The organism is Megasphaera sp. DJF_B143, assembly GCF_900320625.1.
Taxonomy (GTDB): Bacteria; Bacillota; Negativicutes; order Veillonellales; family Megasphaeraceae; genus Megasphaera; species Megasphaera hexanoica.
The window spans coordinates 1-14,325 of sequence record NZ_ONTA01000118.1 but is presented as its reverse complement, the minus strand read 5'-3'; the positions used below and the strand labels follow the sequence as shown (position 1 = coordinate 14,325).

17 protein-coding genes are annotated in these 14,325 nt (G+C 50.3%); 3 read left to right on the top strand and 14 right to left on the bottom strand.

Annotated features, from left to right (window positions below; all coding sequences use genetic code 11):
* Positions 1-22 precede the first annotated feature (22 nt).
* The 14 genes from atpD to DBO31_RS03485 form a co-directional block, all read right to left on the bottom strand.
* Positions 23-1,441 carry a F0F1 ATP synthase subunit beta gene (gene atpD, locus DBO31_RS03550; RefSeq protein ID WP_150824458.1) on the bottom strand — a complete coding sequence of 473 codons (1,419 nt, stop codon included), beginning with the start codon at positions 1,439-1,441 and terminating at the stop codon, positions 23-25.
* Positions 1,442-1,479: 38 nt separating this feature from the next.
* Entirely contained in the window at positions 1,480-2,337 is an 858-nt protein-coding gene (gene atpG, locus DBO31_RS03545; RefSeq protein ID WP_059077233.1) for an ATP synthase F1 subunit gamma, read from the bottom strand.
* 3 nt (positions 2,338-2,340) lie between these two features.
* Positions 2,341-3,876, bottom strand: a complete 1,536-nt coding sequence (gene atpA, locus DBO31_RS03540) for a F0F1 ATP synthase subunit alpha (protein WP_150824457.1) — start codon at positions 3,874-3,876, stop codon at positions 2,341-2,343.
* Entirely contained in the window at positions 3,873-4,442 is a 570-nt protein-coding gene (locus DBO31_RS03535) for a F0F1 ATP synthase subunit delta (RefSeq protein WP_075582248.1), read from the bottom strand. Before DBO31_RS03535 ends, atpA begins: the two co-directional genes overlap by 4 nt.
* On the bottom strand, positions 4,439-4,942 hold the full coding sequence (gene atpF, locus DBO31_RS03530) for a F0F1 ATP synthase subunit B (RefSeq protein WP_059077230.1): 504 nt from the start codon (positions 4,940-4,942) through the stop codon (positions 4,439-4,441). Before atpF ends, DBO31_RS03535 begins: the two co-directional genes overlap by 4 nt.
* Before the next feature lie 38 nt (positions 4,943-4,980).
* Positions 4,981-5,226 carry a F0F1 ATP synthase subunit C gene (gene atpE / locus DBO31_RS03525; RefSeq protein WP_059077229.1) on the bottom strand — a complete coding sequence of 82 codons (246 nt, stop codon included), beginning with the start codon at positions 5,224-5,226 and terminating at the stop codon, positions 4,981-4,983.
* A 40-nt stretch (positions 5,227-5,266) separates the two neighbouring features.
* Entirely contained in the window at positions 5,267-5,938 is a 672-nt protein-coding gene (gene atpB, locus DBO31_RS03520; RefSeq protein ID WP_075582246.1) for a F0F1 ATP synthase subunit A, read from the bottom strand.
* 18 nt (positions 5,939-5,956) lie between these two features.
* Positions 5,957-6,334, bottom strand: coding sequence for an ATP synthase subunit I (locus DBO31_RS03515; RefSeq protein ID WP_150824456.1), 378 nt, complete (start codon positions 6,332-6,334; stop codon positions 5,957-5,959).
* A gap of 25 nt (positions 6,335-6,359) precedes the next feature.
* A complete protein-coding gene (locus DBO31_RS03510) occupies positions 6,360-6,602 on the bottom strand; it encodes an AtpZ/AtpI family protein (RefSeq protein WP_059077267.1) in 243 nt (80 codons plus the stop codon).
* 170 nt (positions 6,603-6,772) lie between these two features.
* Complete coding sequence (wecB, locus tag DBO31_RS03505) at positions 6,773-7,921, bottom strand: non-hydrolyzing UDP-N-acetylglucosamine 2-epimerase (protein WP_059077226.1); 1,149 nt, start codon at positions 7,919-7,921, stop codon at positions 6,773-6,775.
* A 39-nt stretch (positions 7,922-7,960) separates the two neighbouring features.
* Positions 7,961-8,995 carry a glycosyltransferase family 4 protein gene (locus DBO31_RS03500; RefSeq protein WP_059077225.1) on the bottom strand — a complete coding sequence of 345 codons (1,035 nt, stop codon included), beginning with the start codon at positions 8,993-8,995 and terminating at the stop codon, positions 7,961-7,963.
* Between the two features lie 40 nt (positions 8,996-9,035).
* Positions 9,036-10,394, bottom strand: coding sequence for a PFL family protein (locus tag DBO31_RS03495; protein ID WP_150824455.1), 1,359 nt, complete (start codon positions 10,392-10,394; stop codon positions 9,036-9,038).
* A 12-nt stretch (positions 10,395-10,406) separates the two neighbouring features.
* Positions 10,407-10,679 (bottom strand): ACT domain-containing protein, encoded by a 273-nt coding sequence (locus tag DBO31_RS03490; protein ID WP_059077223.1) that lies wholly within the window; start codon positions 10,677-10,679, stop codon positions 10,407-10,409.
* A 100-nt stretch (positions 10,680-10,779) separates the two neighbouring features.
* Positions 10,780-12,417 carry a phosphoglucomutase gene (locus DBO31_RS03485; protein ID WP_150824454.1) on the bottom strand — a complete coding sequence of 546 codons (1,638 nt, stop codon included), beginning with the start codon at positions 12,415-12,417 and terminating at the stop codon, positions 10,780-10,782.
* A gap of 156 nt (positions 12,418-12,573) precedes the next feature.
* On the opposite strand from DBO31_RS03485, the gene DBO31_RS03480 reads away from it, so the two are divergent.
* From DBO31_RS03480 to DBO31_RS03470, 3 genes are all read left to right on the top strand, one after another.
* The gene (locus DBO31_RS03480; RefSeq protein ID WP_075582243.1) at positions 12,574-13,326 is read left to right on the top strand and encodes an exodeoxyribonuclease III; all 753 of its coding nucleotides are present in this window, start codon (positions 12,574-12,576) and stop codon (positions 13,324-13,326) included.
* 23 nt (positions 13,327-13,349) lie between these two features.
* Positions 13,350-13,853, top strand: a complete 504-nt coding sequence (locus DBO31_RS03475; RefSeq protein WP_150824453.1) for a hypothetical protein — start codon at positions 13,350-13,352, stop codon at positions 13,851-13,853.
* A 100-nt stretch (positions 13,854-13,953) separates the two neighbouring features.
* Positions 13,954-14,325, top strand: a 372-nt coding sequence (locus DBO31_RS03470) for a zinc ribbon domain-containing protein (RefSeq protein WP_159897745.1), incomplete at its 3' end; no start/stop codon positions are given.

Sequence of the window (14,325 nt, the reverse complement as noted above, 5' to 3'; positions counted from 1 at the left end):
TTTTGCCTGTTTCTGCCATGCCTTATTCTCCTTTCAGAGTTTTGGCTTTTTCATATGCTTCTTCGATGTTACCGACCATATAGAAGGCCTGTTCCGGCATATCATCGCATTTGCCCGACAGGATTTCCTTGAACCCTTCAATTGTTTCCTTCAGCGGAACATACCGGCCCGGCTGTCCTGTAAACTGTTCGGCAACGGCAAAAGGCTGGCTCAGGAAACGCTGGATCTTACGGGCACGGGCTACGGTCAGCTTATCTTCTTCTGACAGTTCGTCGATACCCAGGATAGCGATGATGTCCTGCAGGTCGTTGTATTTCTGCAGGATAGCCTGTACGGCACGGGCCGTATTGTAATGGTCTTCCCCTAATACGTGGGGGTCGAGGATACGGGATGTCGAATCCAGGGGATCCACGGCAGGATAAATACCGAGTTCGGCAATCTGGCGGGACAGGACGGTCGTCGCATCCAGATGGGCAAAAGTAGCTGCCGGAGCCGGGTCTGTCAAATCATCGGCAGGAACGTATACGGCCTGTACAGACGTAATAGATCCGTTCTTCGTCGATGTAATCCGTTCCTGCAGGGCACCGACATCGGTTGCCAGTGTCGGCTGATAGCCAACAGCCGAAGGAATCCGGCCTAACAGAGCCGATACTTCCGAACCGGCCTGGATGAAACGGAAAATGTTATCAATAAAGAGCAGTACATCTTTGTGTTCCTTATCGCGGAAATATTCCGCCATCGTAAGTCCCGTCAGGCCAACACGCATACGGGCTCCTGGCGGTTCATTCATCTGGCCGTATACCAGCGCCGTCTTATCGATGACGCCCGATTCCTTCATTTCATTCCACAAGTCGTTGCCTTCACGAGTCCGTTCACCAACGCCGGTGAATACGGAATAGCCGCCGTGGCCGGTAGCTACATTGTGGATCAGTTCCATGATGAGGACGGTCTTGCCGACGCCGGCACCGCCGAAGAGGCCAATTTTGCCGCCTTTGGCATAGGGGCAGATGAGGTCAACGACTTTGATCCCTGTTTCAAAAATTTCCGTACCCGTAGCCTGGTCTTCAAATTTTGGTACCGGACGGTGGATAGGCCAGTAATCGTCAGCTTCAACCTTCTTATCTACTTTATCGACTGTCTGGCCCAGGACATTGAAAATCCGGCCCAGCACGCCTTCTCCGACAGGTACCTTGATCGGGCCGCCTGTATTTTCTGCTTTCATGCCACGCACCAGACCATCTGTGGAGCTCATGGCTACACAGCGGACAACATCGTCGCCCAGATGCTGCATGACTTCTGCTACCAGGTCAATCGCCTGATCGCCCGTACCGCCGGTAATATGGATGGCGTTATATATAGCCGGCAGTTCTTCTTCGCTCGCAAAGCGGACGTCAACGACAGGGCCGATGACCTGAATTACTTTCCCAATTGTATTGCTCATGAAGAGGCTCTCCTCCTTATTTAGATTTTCCTTCGTCCTTACTGCAGTGCATTGGCACCGCTGACGATTTCCGTCAGTTCGTTGGTAATACCGGCCTGACGGACTTTATTATAATGAACGGTCAGTTTTTCAATCAATTCACCGGCATTATCGGTCGCACCGGTCATGGCCGTCATACGTGCTCCCAGTTCGCTGGCTGCAGACTGCAGGAGGCCATTATAAATGACCATATCGATATACTGCGGCAGCAGAGTCGATAAAACCTGACCAGCATCGGGGGCAAAGAGGTATTCTTCCGAAGGACCGCTTTTTTCCGATACGGAAGGTTCGATGGGCAGCAGCTTCGTCTGTGTCACGACCTGTGACAGGGCAGACTTGAACTTCGTATACACCAGGTACACTTCATCAACGTTACCGGCGAGGAACTCTTCCGTCGCTTTCCGTGCCAGATTCTGGGCATGGCCGAAATTCGGCTTGTCAGAAAAGCCCGTCCGTTTATAATCGGGCGTGATGCGAAGATGCTTCAGATAATCCACTGGCTTGCGTCCCGTCACGATGAGATATGACGCAGAGCGGGGCTTGTTTTTCAGGAGACTTACCATTTCCTTATTGATGTTGGAATTGAAAGCTCCTGCCAGGCCTTTATCGGAGCCGATGATGATGTAGCACGTACGCTTTACATCACGCTGGATGAATAACGGATTATTTTCTCCCGGTATAGCTGCCGACAGACGCTGCAGCATCCCTTCCATTTTTTCAGTAAAAGGAGCAGTTGCCAGAGCGCGTTCCTGTGCACGGCGCAGACGAACGGAGGATACCATCTTCATAGCCTTTGTAATCTGCTGCGTATTCGTTACGGATTTAATCCGACGGTTTATTTCGCGTGCACTCGGCATAGACTATTCCTCCTCTTTAATCAGCTTATGGCTCGTACCGAACTGCTTGGTAAATTCCACAATTGCCTTTTTGAGAACTTCTTCATTATCTGCACCGAGTTCTTTTGTCTTTTTGATATCTGCACCGACTTCGGGATAGTTGGCATGCATGAATTTGATGAGCTGGTCTTCAAATGCCTGCACATCTTCTACTTCTACAGGCATGAGATATCCTTTGACGGCTGCATAAATCTGAATGACCTGGTCTTCGACGGGCATCGGCTGGTACTGTGGCTGGATCAGCATCTGCATCGTCCGTTCACCGGCGTCAATCTGGGCTTTGGTGCTCTTATCGAGGTCCGATCCAAACTGGGCAAAAGCTGCCAGTTCGCGGTACTGTGCCAGGCTCAGACGGAGTGTGCCGGCAATTTTCTTCATGGCCTTGATCTGAGCAGACCCGCCGACACGGGATACGGAGAGGCCGACGTTGATAGCAGGCCGTACACCGGAGTTGAATAATTCCGTTTCCAGGAAAATCTGGCCGTCGGTGATCGAAATGACGTTGGTCGGGATATAAGCGGATAAGTCGCCTGCCAGTGTTTCAATGATTGGCAGGGCTGTAATGGAACCGCCCCCCAGTTCATCAGACAATTTGGCAGCTCGTTCGAGCAGACGGGAATGTAAGTAAAATACATCGCCCGGATAAGCTTCACGTCCTGGCGGACGACGGAGCAGCAGACTCATGGCTCGATACGCCTGGGCATGCTTGGACAAATCATCATATACACAGAGGCAGTCCTTGCCCTGATGCATGAAGTATTCAGCCATGGATACGCCGGAATACGGTGCCAGGTACTGAAGCGGCGAGCCGTCAGAAGCCGTAGCGGCAACGACGATAGTATATGCCATGGCTCCGTGTTCTTCCAATGTCCGTACAACGCGGGCAACAGTAGAAGCTTTCTGTCCGATGGCGACATAGACACAGATGACGCCTGTATCTTTCTGATTGATGATCGTATCGATGGCAATGGCCGTCTTACCGGTACCGCGGTCACCGATGATCAGTTCACGCTGGCCCCGTCCGATAGGAACCATAGAGTCGATTGCTTTCAACCCTGTCTGGAGCGGCTGCTTGACCGGCTGACGTTCAGCAATACCATGAGCAACGACTTCGACGCGGCGGTATTCCGTCGCCTTGATGGCGCCCTTGCCATCAATAGGAGCTCCCAGGGGATTGACGACGCGGCCTATCATGGCATCACCGACAGGAACACTCATAACCTTGCCCGTCCGGCGTACCGTATCGCCTTCTTTAATGAGTTCGTCATCCCCGAGAAGAACGGCACCTACGTTGTCTTCTTCCAGGTTCATGGCCAGGCCATACACCTTATGAGGCAATTCCAGGAGTTCCCCGGACATGCACTTATCCAAACCGTATATATGCGCTATGCCGTCCCCGACTTCCAGGACGGTGCCTACGTCATCGACGTTCATTTCGACGTTGTAGTCTTCGATTTGTTTTTTGATTATAGCCGTTATTTCTTCTGGCTTCATTTTCATTTTTCGTCCGTCACCTCATTCATTACGTCAGACTGAAGCAGGGAATGCTGCATATCTGTAAGCTGCCGCTTCAGGCTGCCGTCTATTAGCCGGTCGCCTATCTGGACAATCATACCGCCGATAATGGAAGGATCCATATAATACAGCGGTTCGATATGTTTGCCAGTCATCTTTTCCAGAGATGCGACCAATTGTTTTTCCTCTTCTGCTGACAGCGGTTTTACGAGGCGGATCTTCGCAACTTCGATATTCTGAGCCGCACGGGCCAAATCGATAAACCCGTCGATAGCTGCGATGATGGCCGCTTCCCTGCGCCGGTCTATCATGACGTAGAGAAACTGCAGGACAACAGGGGACACGTCATCAGCAAAAATAGCGTGGAGTGTTTCTTTCTTCGACTGGGGCGGAACCAGCGGATGATGGATGAACTTTTTCAGCTCCGGATTTAGCTGCATCGTATCGCGGACGGCTTTCAGTTCATCACCGTACACGTCCATCTTGTGCTGTTCCTTTGCTATGTCAAACATAGCCTGGCTGTATTTGCTGTACACGGCTTCAGGAATCATGATTTCTTACCTGCCGGATGCTGCCCGTCAAACTGCTTCAGGCATTCTGCTACCAGTTTTTGATTCATATCCGTATCCATGTTCTTTTTCAGCAGTTTTTCTGCCACAGCCATAGACAGCGTCACTACTTCATTTCTCATTTCGCGAATAGCTGCTTCCCGTTCATTGGCAATTTCAGCCTGAGCGATTTCCTTTTCCCGTGCAATCTGGGAACGGATAGCATCGAGCTGAGCCTGCGCTTCCTTGTCGGCTTGTTTTACAGCCTTGTCCACAATGGCCTGGGCTTCCGCATGGGCTTTCTGCAACTGTGCTTCATAATCGGCTTTCAGTTTTTCCGCTGAAAGCCGGGCTTCTTCGGCACTGCTAAGGTCAGAAGCAATCTTGTTCTTGCGGTCTTCAAGCACTTTTAAAATGGGCTTGTATGCAAACTTGGCTAAAATAGCGACGAGGACAAAGAAGTTGATGAACTGGATTACCAGTGTAAAATTAATATCTACCAAAACTTTCTCCTCCTTTTACCGAACTGTGCCGGTACAGTTTAGCCTGCCAGAGGGTTGGCAAATACGAGCACGATAGCGATAACAGCTGCAATGATAGGCATAGATTCGATCAGACCTACAGAAATCAGGAAGTTGACCAGAAGCTTGCCACCCATTTCCGGCTGACGTGCCAGACCTTCGAGCATCTTCGATGCAGCGTGACCATCACCGATAGCAGCACCCATTGCTGCCAGACCAATACCAATAGCTGCGCCCATTGCGGATAATGCTAATACTAATTCCATAATTATAATCCTCCTTGATGTATGAGTTACTTGTCTTCACTTACTCTTCTCTAAGGGAATCTGCCAGATACGATGTGGTCAGTATAGTGAAGATAAAGGCCTGAATCAGGCCGATGACCAGACTAAATATCAACCAGATGATAGGCACCCCGACGGGAACCAGTTTGTACAGCACTTCCATCAGGATTTCCCCGGCAAGGATATTGCCAAATAGACGGAAGGCCAGCGTAATAGGCTTTGTAAATTCTTCCAGCAGGTTGATGACAAAAAATACAGCGAACGGTTGAAAATAATGTTTGACGTGCTTTTTCAGACCTTGGTTGCGCAGAGCAACAAAATGTACCATAAAAGATGATACCAGGGCCAGGCCCAGCGTCGTATTGAGATCATTCGTCGGCGACGTCAGGATGTGCGGACTGGGCAGCAGCCCTAATTCATTGCCGACGAGGATAAACAGGAACATAGTCAGAAGGACTGATACGACCTGTCCCCACTTCGGGCCCAGTGTTTCCTTAAACTGTGCCAGGAGTGCCTCAACGACAATTTCAACTGCATTCTGGATACCGGAAGGAACCAGTGACCGGCCCCGCGTCGCAGCCAGCGTAATAATGATGACGATAGCCGCCGTGAGCCAGGTCATGTACAGCGTATCCATATTGACATTCATGCCAAACAGTTGATAAATCAAATGATGACCCGTATGCAGCTCCATGATAAGCGCCTCCTTTCCTTAAAGATGTCTTCGGATACAGGCGTGATACGCCGCTTCGAAGTATATGAGAACCCGATACGTCAGGATGCCCGCAACGACTGCCCATATGCGGACAGAGGGAAACTGCAGCACCACAATAAGTATCAGAACGATGGTAAGTATGCGCATCAGCGCGCCACTGCGGAGAACGGTGAATGCCTTAGCAGGGTCCATCTTCATGGCCCGGAAAGAGCGGCTGCACAACATGAGAAAGTACACGCCATTGATGGCACAGCCGATCAGCCAGCCACTGAGGTATTCTGCTTTTCCCAAAAGAAGGAGCAGTCCTGTAACCATTAGAGCCAGGCTCAGCAGTCTGAGCAGTGTCACTTTTACATATCGCGTAAATTCTTCCATAAGAGTCCTCTGCCCTATTCTCTTTCTAACGGGACGGATGATCATTCATAAAGCGCACGGCTTTTTTTAAAATAGACCAGAAGCCACTGACTGCGCCGAGAATACCTCCCAGGAGCAGCCCCCAGGGAATCGTTCCCAGCTGTGTATCCACCCAGTACCCGCAGGCAATGCCGATGCACAGGCTGACGCAGAGTGTCAGCCCCATAGACGCGGCACTGACCAGGATATCCCGGAGTCGCACCGGTTCCTTTTCGCCTTTTTTCTGCATAGTCTTTACCCCGGCATACATTGTATTACAATATTTCATGCATAGGATTCGTGTCCCGCAATACAGTTATTGTATCACGGGGCTTACATAAAATCAATAAATTTTTAGATATTAGTCATAAAACTAAAAAAAAATCTGTTTTATAAAAATTACTGCAAAAGTATGTAAAGTTACAATGTAAATTCATTTGGTTTTTCAGTACTATTTCCAAAGGTATACAGGATAGCCTGTACAATGCGGCGCGACGCTTGTCCGTCCCCGTAGGGATTAACAGCATTACTCATGGCATCATAGGCCGCTTTATCCGTAAGGAGCCGTTTCGTTTCTTCATAGACGCGGTCCCTGTCAGTTCCAATGAGGCGGACCGTACCGGCTTCCACTGCTTCCGGCCGTTCTGTCGTATTGCGCAGGACCAGGACAGGCTTGCCCAAAGACGGCGCTTCTTCCTGGATACCGCCGGAATCGGTCAGTACGAGACAGCTGTGATGCATCAGATTGGCAAAGGGTTCGTATTCCATCGGCTCGATGAGATGGATACGATCTACGCCGGACAGTTCTTCTTCTACGACCTTGCGCACCAGCGGATTACGGTGAACGGGGAAGACGATTTCCGTATCAGGGATTTCTTCAATGATCTGGCGTAGTGCTTTATAAATATGCCGCATGGGTTCGCCAAGATTTTCACGGCGATGCGTCGTAAGAAGAATAATGCGGTGATTCTGGAAATCAACCGACTGTAATTCTTCGTCTTCAAAATCATATCCTTCATCGACGGTTGTCATGAGGGCGTCAATGACTGTATTGCCGGTAACAAAAATGGCATCTTTGTCGATTCCTTCCCGCAGCAGATTACCCCGGGCGGTCATGGTCGGTGAAAAATGAATGGCCGCAATGGCTCCGGTGAGCTTACGGTTCATTTCTTCCGGAAATGGTGAATAAATATTGCCTGTACGCAGACCGGCTTCGACATGACCTACGGGAATCTGCTGATAATACGCAGCCAGTGCTCCGGCAAAAGTCGTCGTCGTGTCACCATGTACCAAAACCAGATCCGGTTTTTCCACTTCCATAACGGACTTCAGCCCTTGCAGGGAACGAGTCGTTATATCATACAGTGTCTGTCCCTGACTCATAATATCCAGATCGTAATCCGGACGGATCTGGAACAAATCCAGTACCTGATCCAGCATCTGCCGGTGCTGGGCTGTAACGGCCACGACCGTCTGAATCTGATCCGGATGTTTTTTGAGTTCCAGGACAACCGGCGCCATTTTGATGGCCTCCGGACGCGTTCCGAATACAGTCATTACCTTAAGCATATAAAAACCTCCTTGAACTAAACAAATTCTACTCATAAATCAATCTTTATGAGTAGAATTTGTCGTTTTATGCAGTATTCCTATTCGTTTTGCTGAATATATAATCACCGCCAGAACCACTGCCACGGTCAAGATACCGGTTTTGTAATTGACATTAGCTACAAAAATAGCCACAATTCCCAATACGATACTGACACAGTACATGATGAGCACGGCCTGCTTCTGGGACATCCCCAGTGCCAGCAGACGGTGATGGAGATGACCCTTGTCCGGTGTGAAAATAGGCACGCCGCTCATCTTGCGGCGGATGATGGCAAACAGTGTATCCAGGATAGGCAGGCCCAGGGCGATGACCGGTACGACCAGGGCAATCGTCGCAGCCGTCTTCACCAGTCCCAGCACGGCCGTTACAGCCATGGTATACCCCAGGAGCATACTACCCGTATCTCCCATAAAAATCTTGGCAGGATTGAAATTATACTGCAAAAACCCCAGAGCTGCCCCGGCCATAGAAATAATAATCATAGCCGGCAGGTACTGGTTCATACTGACAGCCATGAGAAACATCGAAATGGACGCAATAAAGGACACGCCGGCAGCCAGGCCGTCAAGGCCGTCGATGAGGTTGACTGTATTAGTAAAACCAATGATCCAGAATATGGTCAGGGGAATGGCAACGACTTCCGGCAGGATGATTAAATCGCCAAACGGATTGGTCAGCCATTCAATCTGGATGCCAAAGACGACGGGAATCGCCGCCGACAAAATCTGTCCGACCAGTTTGACTTTTGCCGGAATGTTGCAGATATCATCCCAGATACCGACACAGACGATGGCCGTACATCCCAGCAATAATCCCAGCATTTCATGATTCATGGGCATGGAATACAGGACGCCGGCCAGAAAACCGATATAAATAGCCAGACCGCCCAGACGGGGAATGACATGAGTATGAACTTTCCTCGCATTGGGTCTGTCAACAGCACCCACTTTGATAGCCAGTTTCTTGACGCTTGGCGTCAGGGCATACGCTACAATCAATGCTATAAAAAAGGGTACAAAATATACAAGCACAACACACGCCTACTTTCAAAGGGATTCTCGATGCCGCCCGTCAGTTCGTCAGGCTGCGCATCGGGGCCGGAATGCGGCCGCCACGGGCAATAAACGCATCAGACTTATATTTATTAATATCAATAATAGGACAATGACCTAAAAGTCCGCCGAATTCGACCGTATCGCCCACATCTTTGCCCGGTACAGGGATGACACGGACGGCCGTCGTCTTGTTGTTAATCATACCGATGGCAGCTTCATCGGCAATGAGTGCCGAAATAGTAGAAGCCGTCGTGCTGCCGGGAATGGCAATCATATCCAGACCGACGGAGCATACACAGGTCATGGCTTCCAGTTTTTCCAAACTCAGGCTGCCCCGGCCTACGGCTTCCAGCATGCCTTTATCTTCACTGACAGGAATGAATGCACCCGACAGGCCACCGACACGGCTTGATGCCATAAGACCGCCTTTCTTGACGGCGTCGTTGAGGAGAGCCAGAGCTGCCGTCGTACCACAGGCACCACAGCTTTCCAGTCCCATTTCTTCCAGGATTGCCGCCACACTATCACCAACGGCCGGCGTCGGTGCCAGTGACAGGTCGATGATACCAAAAGGAACGTGGAGCCGGCGCGATGCTTCCTGAGCTACGAGTTGACCGACACGGGTAATCTTGAATGCCGTCTTCTTGATGGTTTCCGCTACGACATCGAAAGGCTCGCCCTTGACGTTTTCCAAAGCCCGTTTGACGACGCCAGGGCCGCTGACGCCGACGCTGACACAGCTGTCACCCTGGGTAACACCATGAAAGGCGCCAGCCATGAACGGATTATCTTCTACGGCATTGGAAAAGACGACTAATTTGGCACAGCCCAGAGCATCCTGATCTTTGGTCAGTTCCCCCAGTTCCTTGAATACCCGGCCCATTTCAGCGACGGCATCCATATTAATGCCGGCCTTAGTCGAGCCAACGGCAACAGAACTGCAGACAAGATTGGTGCAGGCCAGTGCTTCCGGGATAGAAGCGATGAGCTTCTTATCTCCTTCAGCATAGCCACGTTCTACCAGAGCGGAGAATCCGCCGATAAAATCGATGCCGATCGTCTTGGCCGCTTTATCCAGGGTACGGGCGATTTCGACGTAATTATCGAGATCACTGCATCCGGCTACCAGAGCGATGGGAGTAACGGAAACACGCTTGTTGATGATGGGCACGCCAAATTCTCTGGCAATATCTTCCCCGGTCTGTACCAGATGTTCCCCATAGCGGGTCACTTTATCATAAATATTTTTGCAGAGCGTCCTGCCGTCACTGCTGCAGCAGTCGAGGAGACTAATGCCCATCGTAATGGTGCGGACGTCCAGGTTATGCTTCTGAATCATCTGATTTGTTTCTAACACGTCATGGATAGTCAGCATTCTCTCTTCCTCCTATCCTACACGGTGCATCGCGTTAAAGATTTCCATATTCTGCGCCCGGATTTCTACCCCCAGGGTATCGCCTTTTTCCTTCAGCAGCTGCTGCAGCGTACCCAGATCCACCGACGCCTGATCCATATCTACAATCATGGCCATATTGAAAATACCGTCGAGGATTACCTGATTGATAGTGAGAATATTTACCTGATGTTCTGCCATAATCTGGCTGACAGCGGCAATGATGCCGGTGCGGTCTACACCGACTACTGTAATGACAACTTTCATTCTGATGCCCACTCCTTTTCTATATGCGGAGACAAGATAGAATGCCCCTCTTGATCATTCTTCCCTATTATAGCATAAATCTGCGATAAATTACTATTGATTATTTTTTTAATGCCCGGCTGATAAGCGCCCGTCCTTCGTCCAACAGGTTCCGCGCATGGTCTTCAGATACGAAACTTTCGGCGTACAGTTTGTACATGTCTTCCGTACCGGATGGCCGTGCCGCAATCCAGCCATCGGGACTGCAGATTTTGACGCCGCCTATGGCATAATTTCCATAGGGGGAATGTGATAATACGGCGGTAATTGGACTGCCGCAGAGCGTCTTTTCGGCTACATCGGCTTCGGTGAGACTGCTGATCTTGGCCTTTTCGGCAAGCGTTGCCGGCGCATCACTGCGCATGGCATACGGCCGGCCCAGCTTCTGGCATAACTCATCATAATAGGCAAGGGGCAGCTTACCCGTCACGGCCCTGATTTCTGCTGCCAGGAGGCACATGATCATGCCGTCCTTGTCGGTCGTCCACAGGCTGCGGTCTTTGGCGATAAAGGAACCACCGGCACTTTCTTCACCGGAAAAGGCAATCTTCCCATCACTGTAGAGGGAACCAAAATACTTAAATCCTACGGGGACTTCATAGAGCGGCACGCCCAGGGAGGCAGCCGAACGGGCCAGAAGGTCTGTCGTCACTACAGTCTTGGCAATCCCCAGTCCGTCAAACTGACGGTGAGTCATGAGATAGTGGGACGCTACGGTCAGATAGGCATTGGCCGTAATCATCCCCTGACTGCCGGAAACAATGCCAAAACGGTCGTAATCGGGATCGTTGGCCAAGATGAGATCATAGTCCCCGCTCTGCTTTGTCACGGATGACATGACATAGGCTGAAGAGCAGTCCATGCGGACCTTGCCGTCATGGTCGTAATTCATGAAGGTAAACTGGGGATCATACGTATCGTTGACGAAATCCATATCAAGGCTATACTGTTCAGCAATAGCATGCCAGTAATTCATCCCGGACCCGCCCAGTGCGTTGACAAGAATATGAAGATGGGCACCTTTGATTGCTTCAAAATCAATGATAGATGATAATTCCGATACGTACAGGCCTTTGTAATCATAGCCCGTCACCAGGGAACTTTCCCGTGCCTGTTCATAGGGAATCTGCCGTACTTCGCAGTTCTTCCCTGCCAGCAGGCGGTTGGCTTCCGTTTCGATGGCTTTCGTAATATCCGAAGGCGCCGGTCCGCCGCTCGTGGGATTGTATTTGATGCCGCCGTGTTCCGGAGGATTGTGGGATGGCGTAATAATGAGGCCGTCTGCCAGATGGTCCCGGCGCCCTTTGTTATACCGTAAAATAGCACGGGAAACAGACGGCGTCGGCACAAAATCGTCTTCACTGTCGATATAAGCAGCTACATCATTGGCTGCCAGTACACCCAGTACCGTTTCAAAGGCAAGCTTAGAAAGATAATGCGTATCTTCCCCGACAAACAGCGGTCCATCGGCACCAAAGGTCTTCCGCAGATTGCATACCGCCTGGGTAATAGCGGCAACATGAGCAGCCGTGAAGCTGCCGTTTCCGGCCTGCCCCCGGTGACCGGATGTCCCAAACCGCACCTGGCATTCCGGATTTGCTACATCCGGAATAATGTGGGCGTAGGCATCAGCAATTGCCTTCAAATCGATGTAATCTTCTTTTCTGACTTTCGTACCTGCTAATTCATGTACTGCCATACCAATCACCTGATTCCTTAATTTTGACAATCCCTATAAATTTCTATACAATAACGTCATATAAATAGATAATATTCTATTGTTTACTGTATATTTTTATTATAACAAAGAATGCACAAATATTATAGCTTCATTGCAAAGAAAGGACAAAATCACATGAAATGTATTTCCTGGAATGTAAACGGCCTGCGCGCCGTCATGAAAAAAGGATTTATGGATGTATTCTACCAGCTCGACGCCGATATCTTCGCCCTGCAGGAAACGAAGCTGCAGGCCGGCCAGATAGACATGGACCTGCCCGGGTATGAACAGTACTGGAATTACGCCGACCGCAAGGGCTACAGCGGTACGGCCGTCTTCAGCCGCCTCCATCCCCTGTCGGTCCACTACGGCATGGGCATGGACGAACACGACCATGAAGGGCGGCTCATCACCCTCGAATTCGACACGTTCTACTTCGTCACCTGCTATACCCCCAACAGCCAGAGCGAACTGGCCCGCCTCGATTACCGCATGAAGTGGGAAGACGATTTCCGGGCCTACCTGGCCGGACTCAATGAGAAAAAGCCAGTCATCCTCTGCGGTGACCTGAACGTTGCCCACGAAGAAATCGACCTGAAAAATCCCAAGACCAACCACAACAACGCCGGCTTCTCCGACCAGGAACGGCAGAAGATGACCGATCTGCTGGCTGCCGGCTTTACCGACACGTGGCGCTACTTTTATCCCGATGTAACGGGTATCTATTCGTGGTGGAGCTACCGCTTCAAGGCCCGCCAGAACAACGCCGGATGGCGCATCGACTACTTCATCACCTCGAAAAGTCTCGACAACAAGTTGAAAAAAGCCTCTATTTATACAGATATCACCGGCAGCGACCACTGCCCTGTCGGTCTGGAATTACTATGAAATCACGTAAAGGAGAAATATATATGTTAAAAAAACTGACGATAACCGCGATAGCCTTCACGGCTCTTGCCCTGCCCCAGGCTTTTGCCCTGCCGGTCGTACCGGAAGCGGGCATCAGCATCGGCGCCGGCACAAAAGAACAATATGCCGAAGCCAAAGTCCTGCCGCGGACGACCATCGGTTACAAACGGGCCGACCGCGACCAGTACGGCAATCAGAACGACATTTACGCCAAATATAATGTTATCGGCTCGAATGTCCAGCTTCTCGGCGGCTGGCGCAACAACATCGACCACCAGTCCGATTCGGCTTCCTTTTACGGCGGCATCGGCGTCGCTGCACCCCATATTCTGGGAATCCAGCCCTATGCCACATATGTCAAAGGCTCCCATTTCTCTGAAGCCCAGGCCGGCATCAATTATAACATCGCCCTGGGATGGGGACTGAACGTCAATTACCATAATTACATGCCTGAAGACGGCGATAACGAACACGGTGTTGGCGCCGGCGTCACTTTCCATTTCTAAGAAATAAAGACTGCTCCAAACCAGACCCTCTTTTTTCTTTCCTGCAGCCGTAGTAAAATAAAACAAAAGAGCATTTGCATGGTAAAGGAGAATGATAACTATGTTTTGTACAAATTGCGGAAAACCGGTCCCTGACGGATCCAGATTCTGCCCGTACTGCGGAACACCAGTAGCCGGTTCAGCAGATGGACTTTCCTATGAAGATGTCCTAAAAAAGGTAAATAAGCAGAAAGAAGAAAAAATATATCCTATTTTCTGCTCTCCTGAAGACGATAGTCTGGAACTGAGGCCCTTCCATGACGGAGAAAGAGGCAAGTATGTCTTTGATGTAGACGGGTGCCATTTCGAATATGATGAACGACAGGTCGGTTTTATCCGTCTGGCAAAAGCCATGACCAAAGAAGCGCTGTCAGATAAAGAACTAAAACGCATATACTGGAAAAATGACAGCGTAGAAGAGCTTCTGCAATTC

Bases quoted from the DNA above. Each gene is read 5' to 3' on its own strand.
- atpD (WP_150824458.1), bottom strand. From the start codon at position 1,441: ATGAGCAATACAATTGGGAAAGTAATTCAGGTCATCGGCCCTGTCGTT.
- atpG (WP_059077233.1), bottom strand. From the start codon at position 2,337: ATGCCGAGTGCACGCGAAATAAACCGTCGGATTAAATCCGTAACGAAT.
- atpA (WP_150824457.1), bottom strand. From the start codon at position 3,876: ATGAAAATGAAGCCAGAAGAAATAACGGCTATAATCAAAAAACAAATC.
- DBO31_RS03535 (WP_075582248.1), bottom strand. From the start codon at position 4,442: ATGATTCCTGAAGCCGTGTACAGCAAATACAGCCAGGCTATGTTTGAC.
- atpE (WP_059077229.1), bottom strand. From the start codon at position 5,226: ATGGAATTAGTATTAGCATTATCCGCAATGGGCGCAGCTATTGGTATT.
- atpB (WP_075582246.1), bottom strand. From the start codon at position 5,938: ATGGAGCTGCATACGGGTCATCATTTGATTTATCAACTGTTTGGCATG.
- DBO31_RS03515 (WP_150824456.1), bottom strand. From the start codon at position 6,334: ATGGAAGAATTTACGCGATATGTAAAAGTGACACTGCTCAGACTGCTG.
- DBO31_RS03510 (WP_059077267.1), bottom strand. From the start codon at position 6,602: ATGCAGAAAAAAGGCGAAAAGGAACCGGTGCGACTCCGGGATATCCTG.
- wecB (WP_059077226.1), bottom strand. From the start codon at position 7,921: ATGCTTAAGGTAATGACTGTATTCGGAACGCGTCCGGAGGCCATCAAA.
- DBO31_RS03495 (WP_150824455.1), bottom strand. From the start codon at position 10,394: ATGCTGACTATCCATGACGTGTTAGAAACAAATCAGATGATTCAGAAG.
- DBO31_RS03490 (WP_059077223.1), bottom strand. From the start codon at position 10,679: ATGAAAGTTGTCATTACAGTAGTCGGTGTAGACCGCACCGGCATCATT.
- DBO31_RS03485 (WP_150824454.1), bottom strand. From the start codon at position 12,417: ATGGCAGTACATGAATTAGCAGGTACGAAAGTCAGAAAAGAAGATTAC.
- DBO31_RS03480 (WP_075582243.1), top strand. From the start codon at position 12,574: ATGAAATGTATTTCCTGGAATGTAAACGGCCTGCGCGCCGTCATGAAA.
- DBO31_RS03475 (WP_150824453.1), top strand. From the start codon at position 13,350: ATGTTAAAAAAACTGACGATAACCGCGATAGCCTTCACGGCTCTTGCC.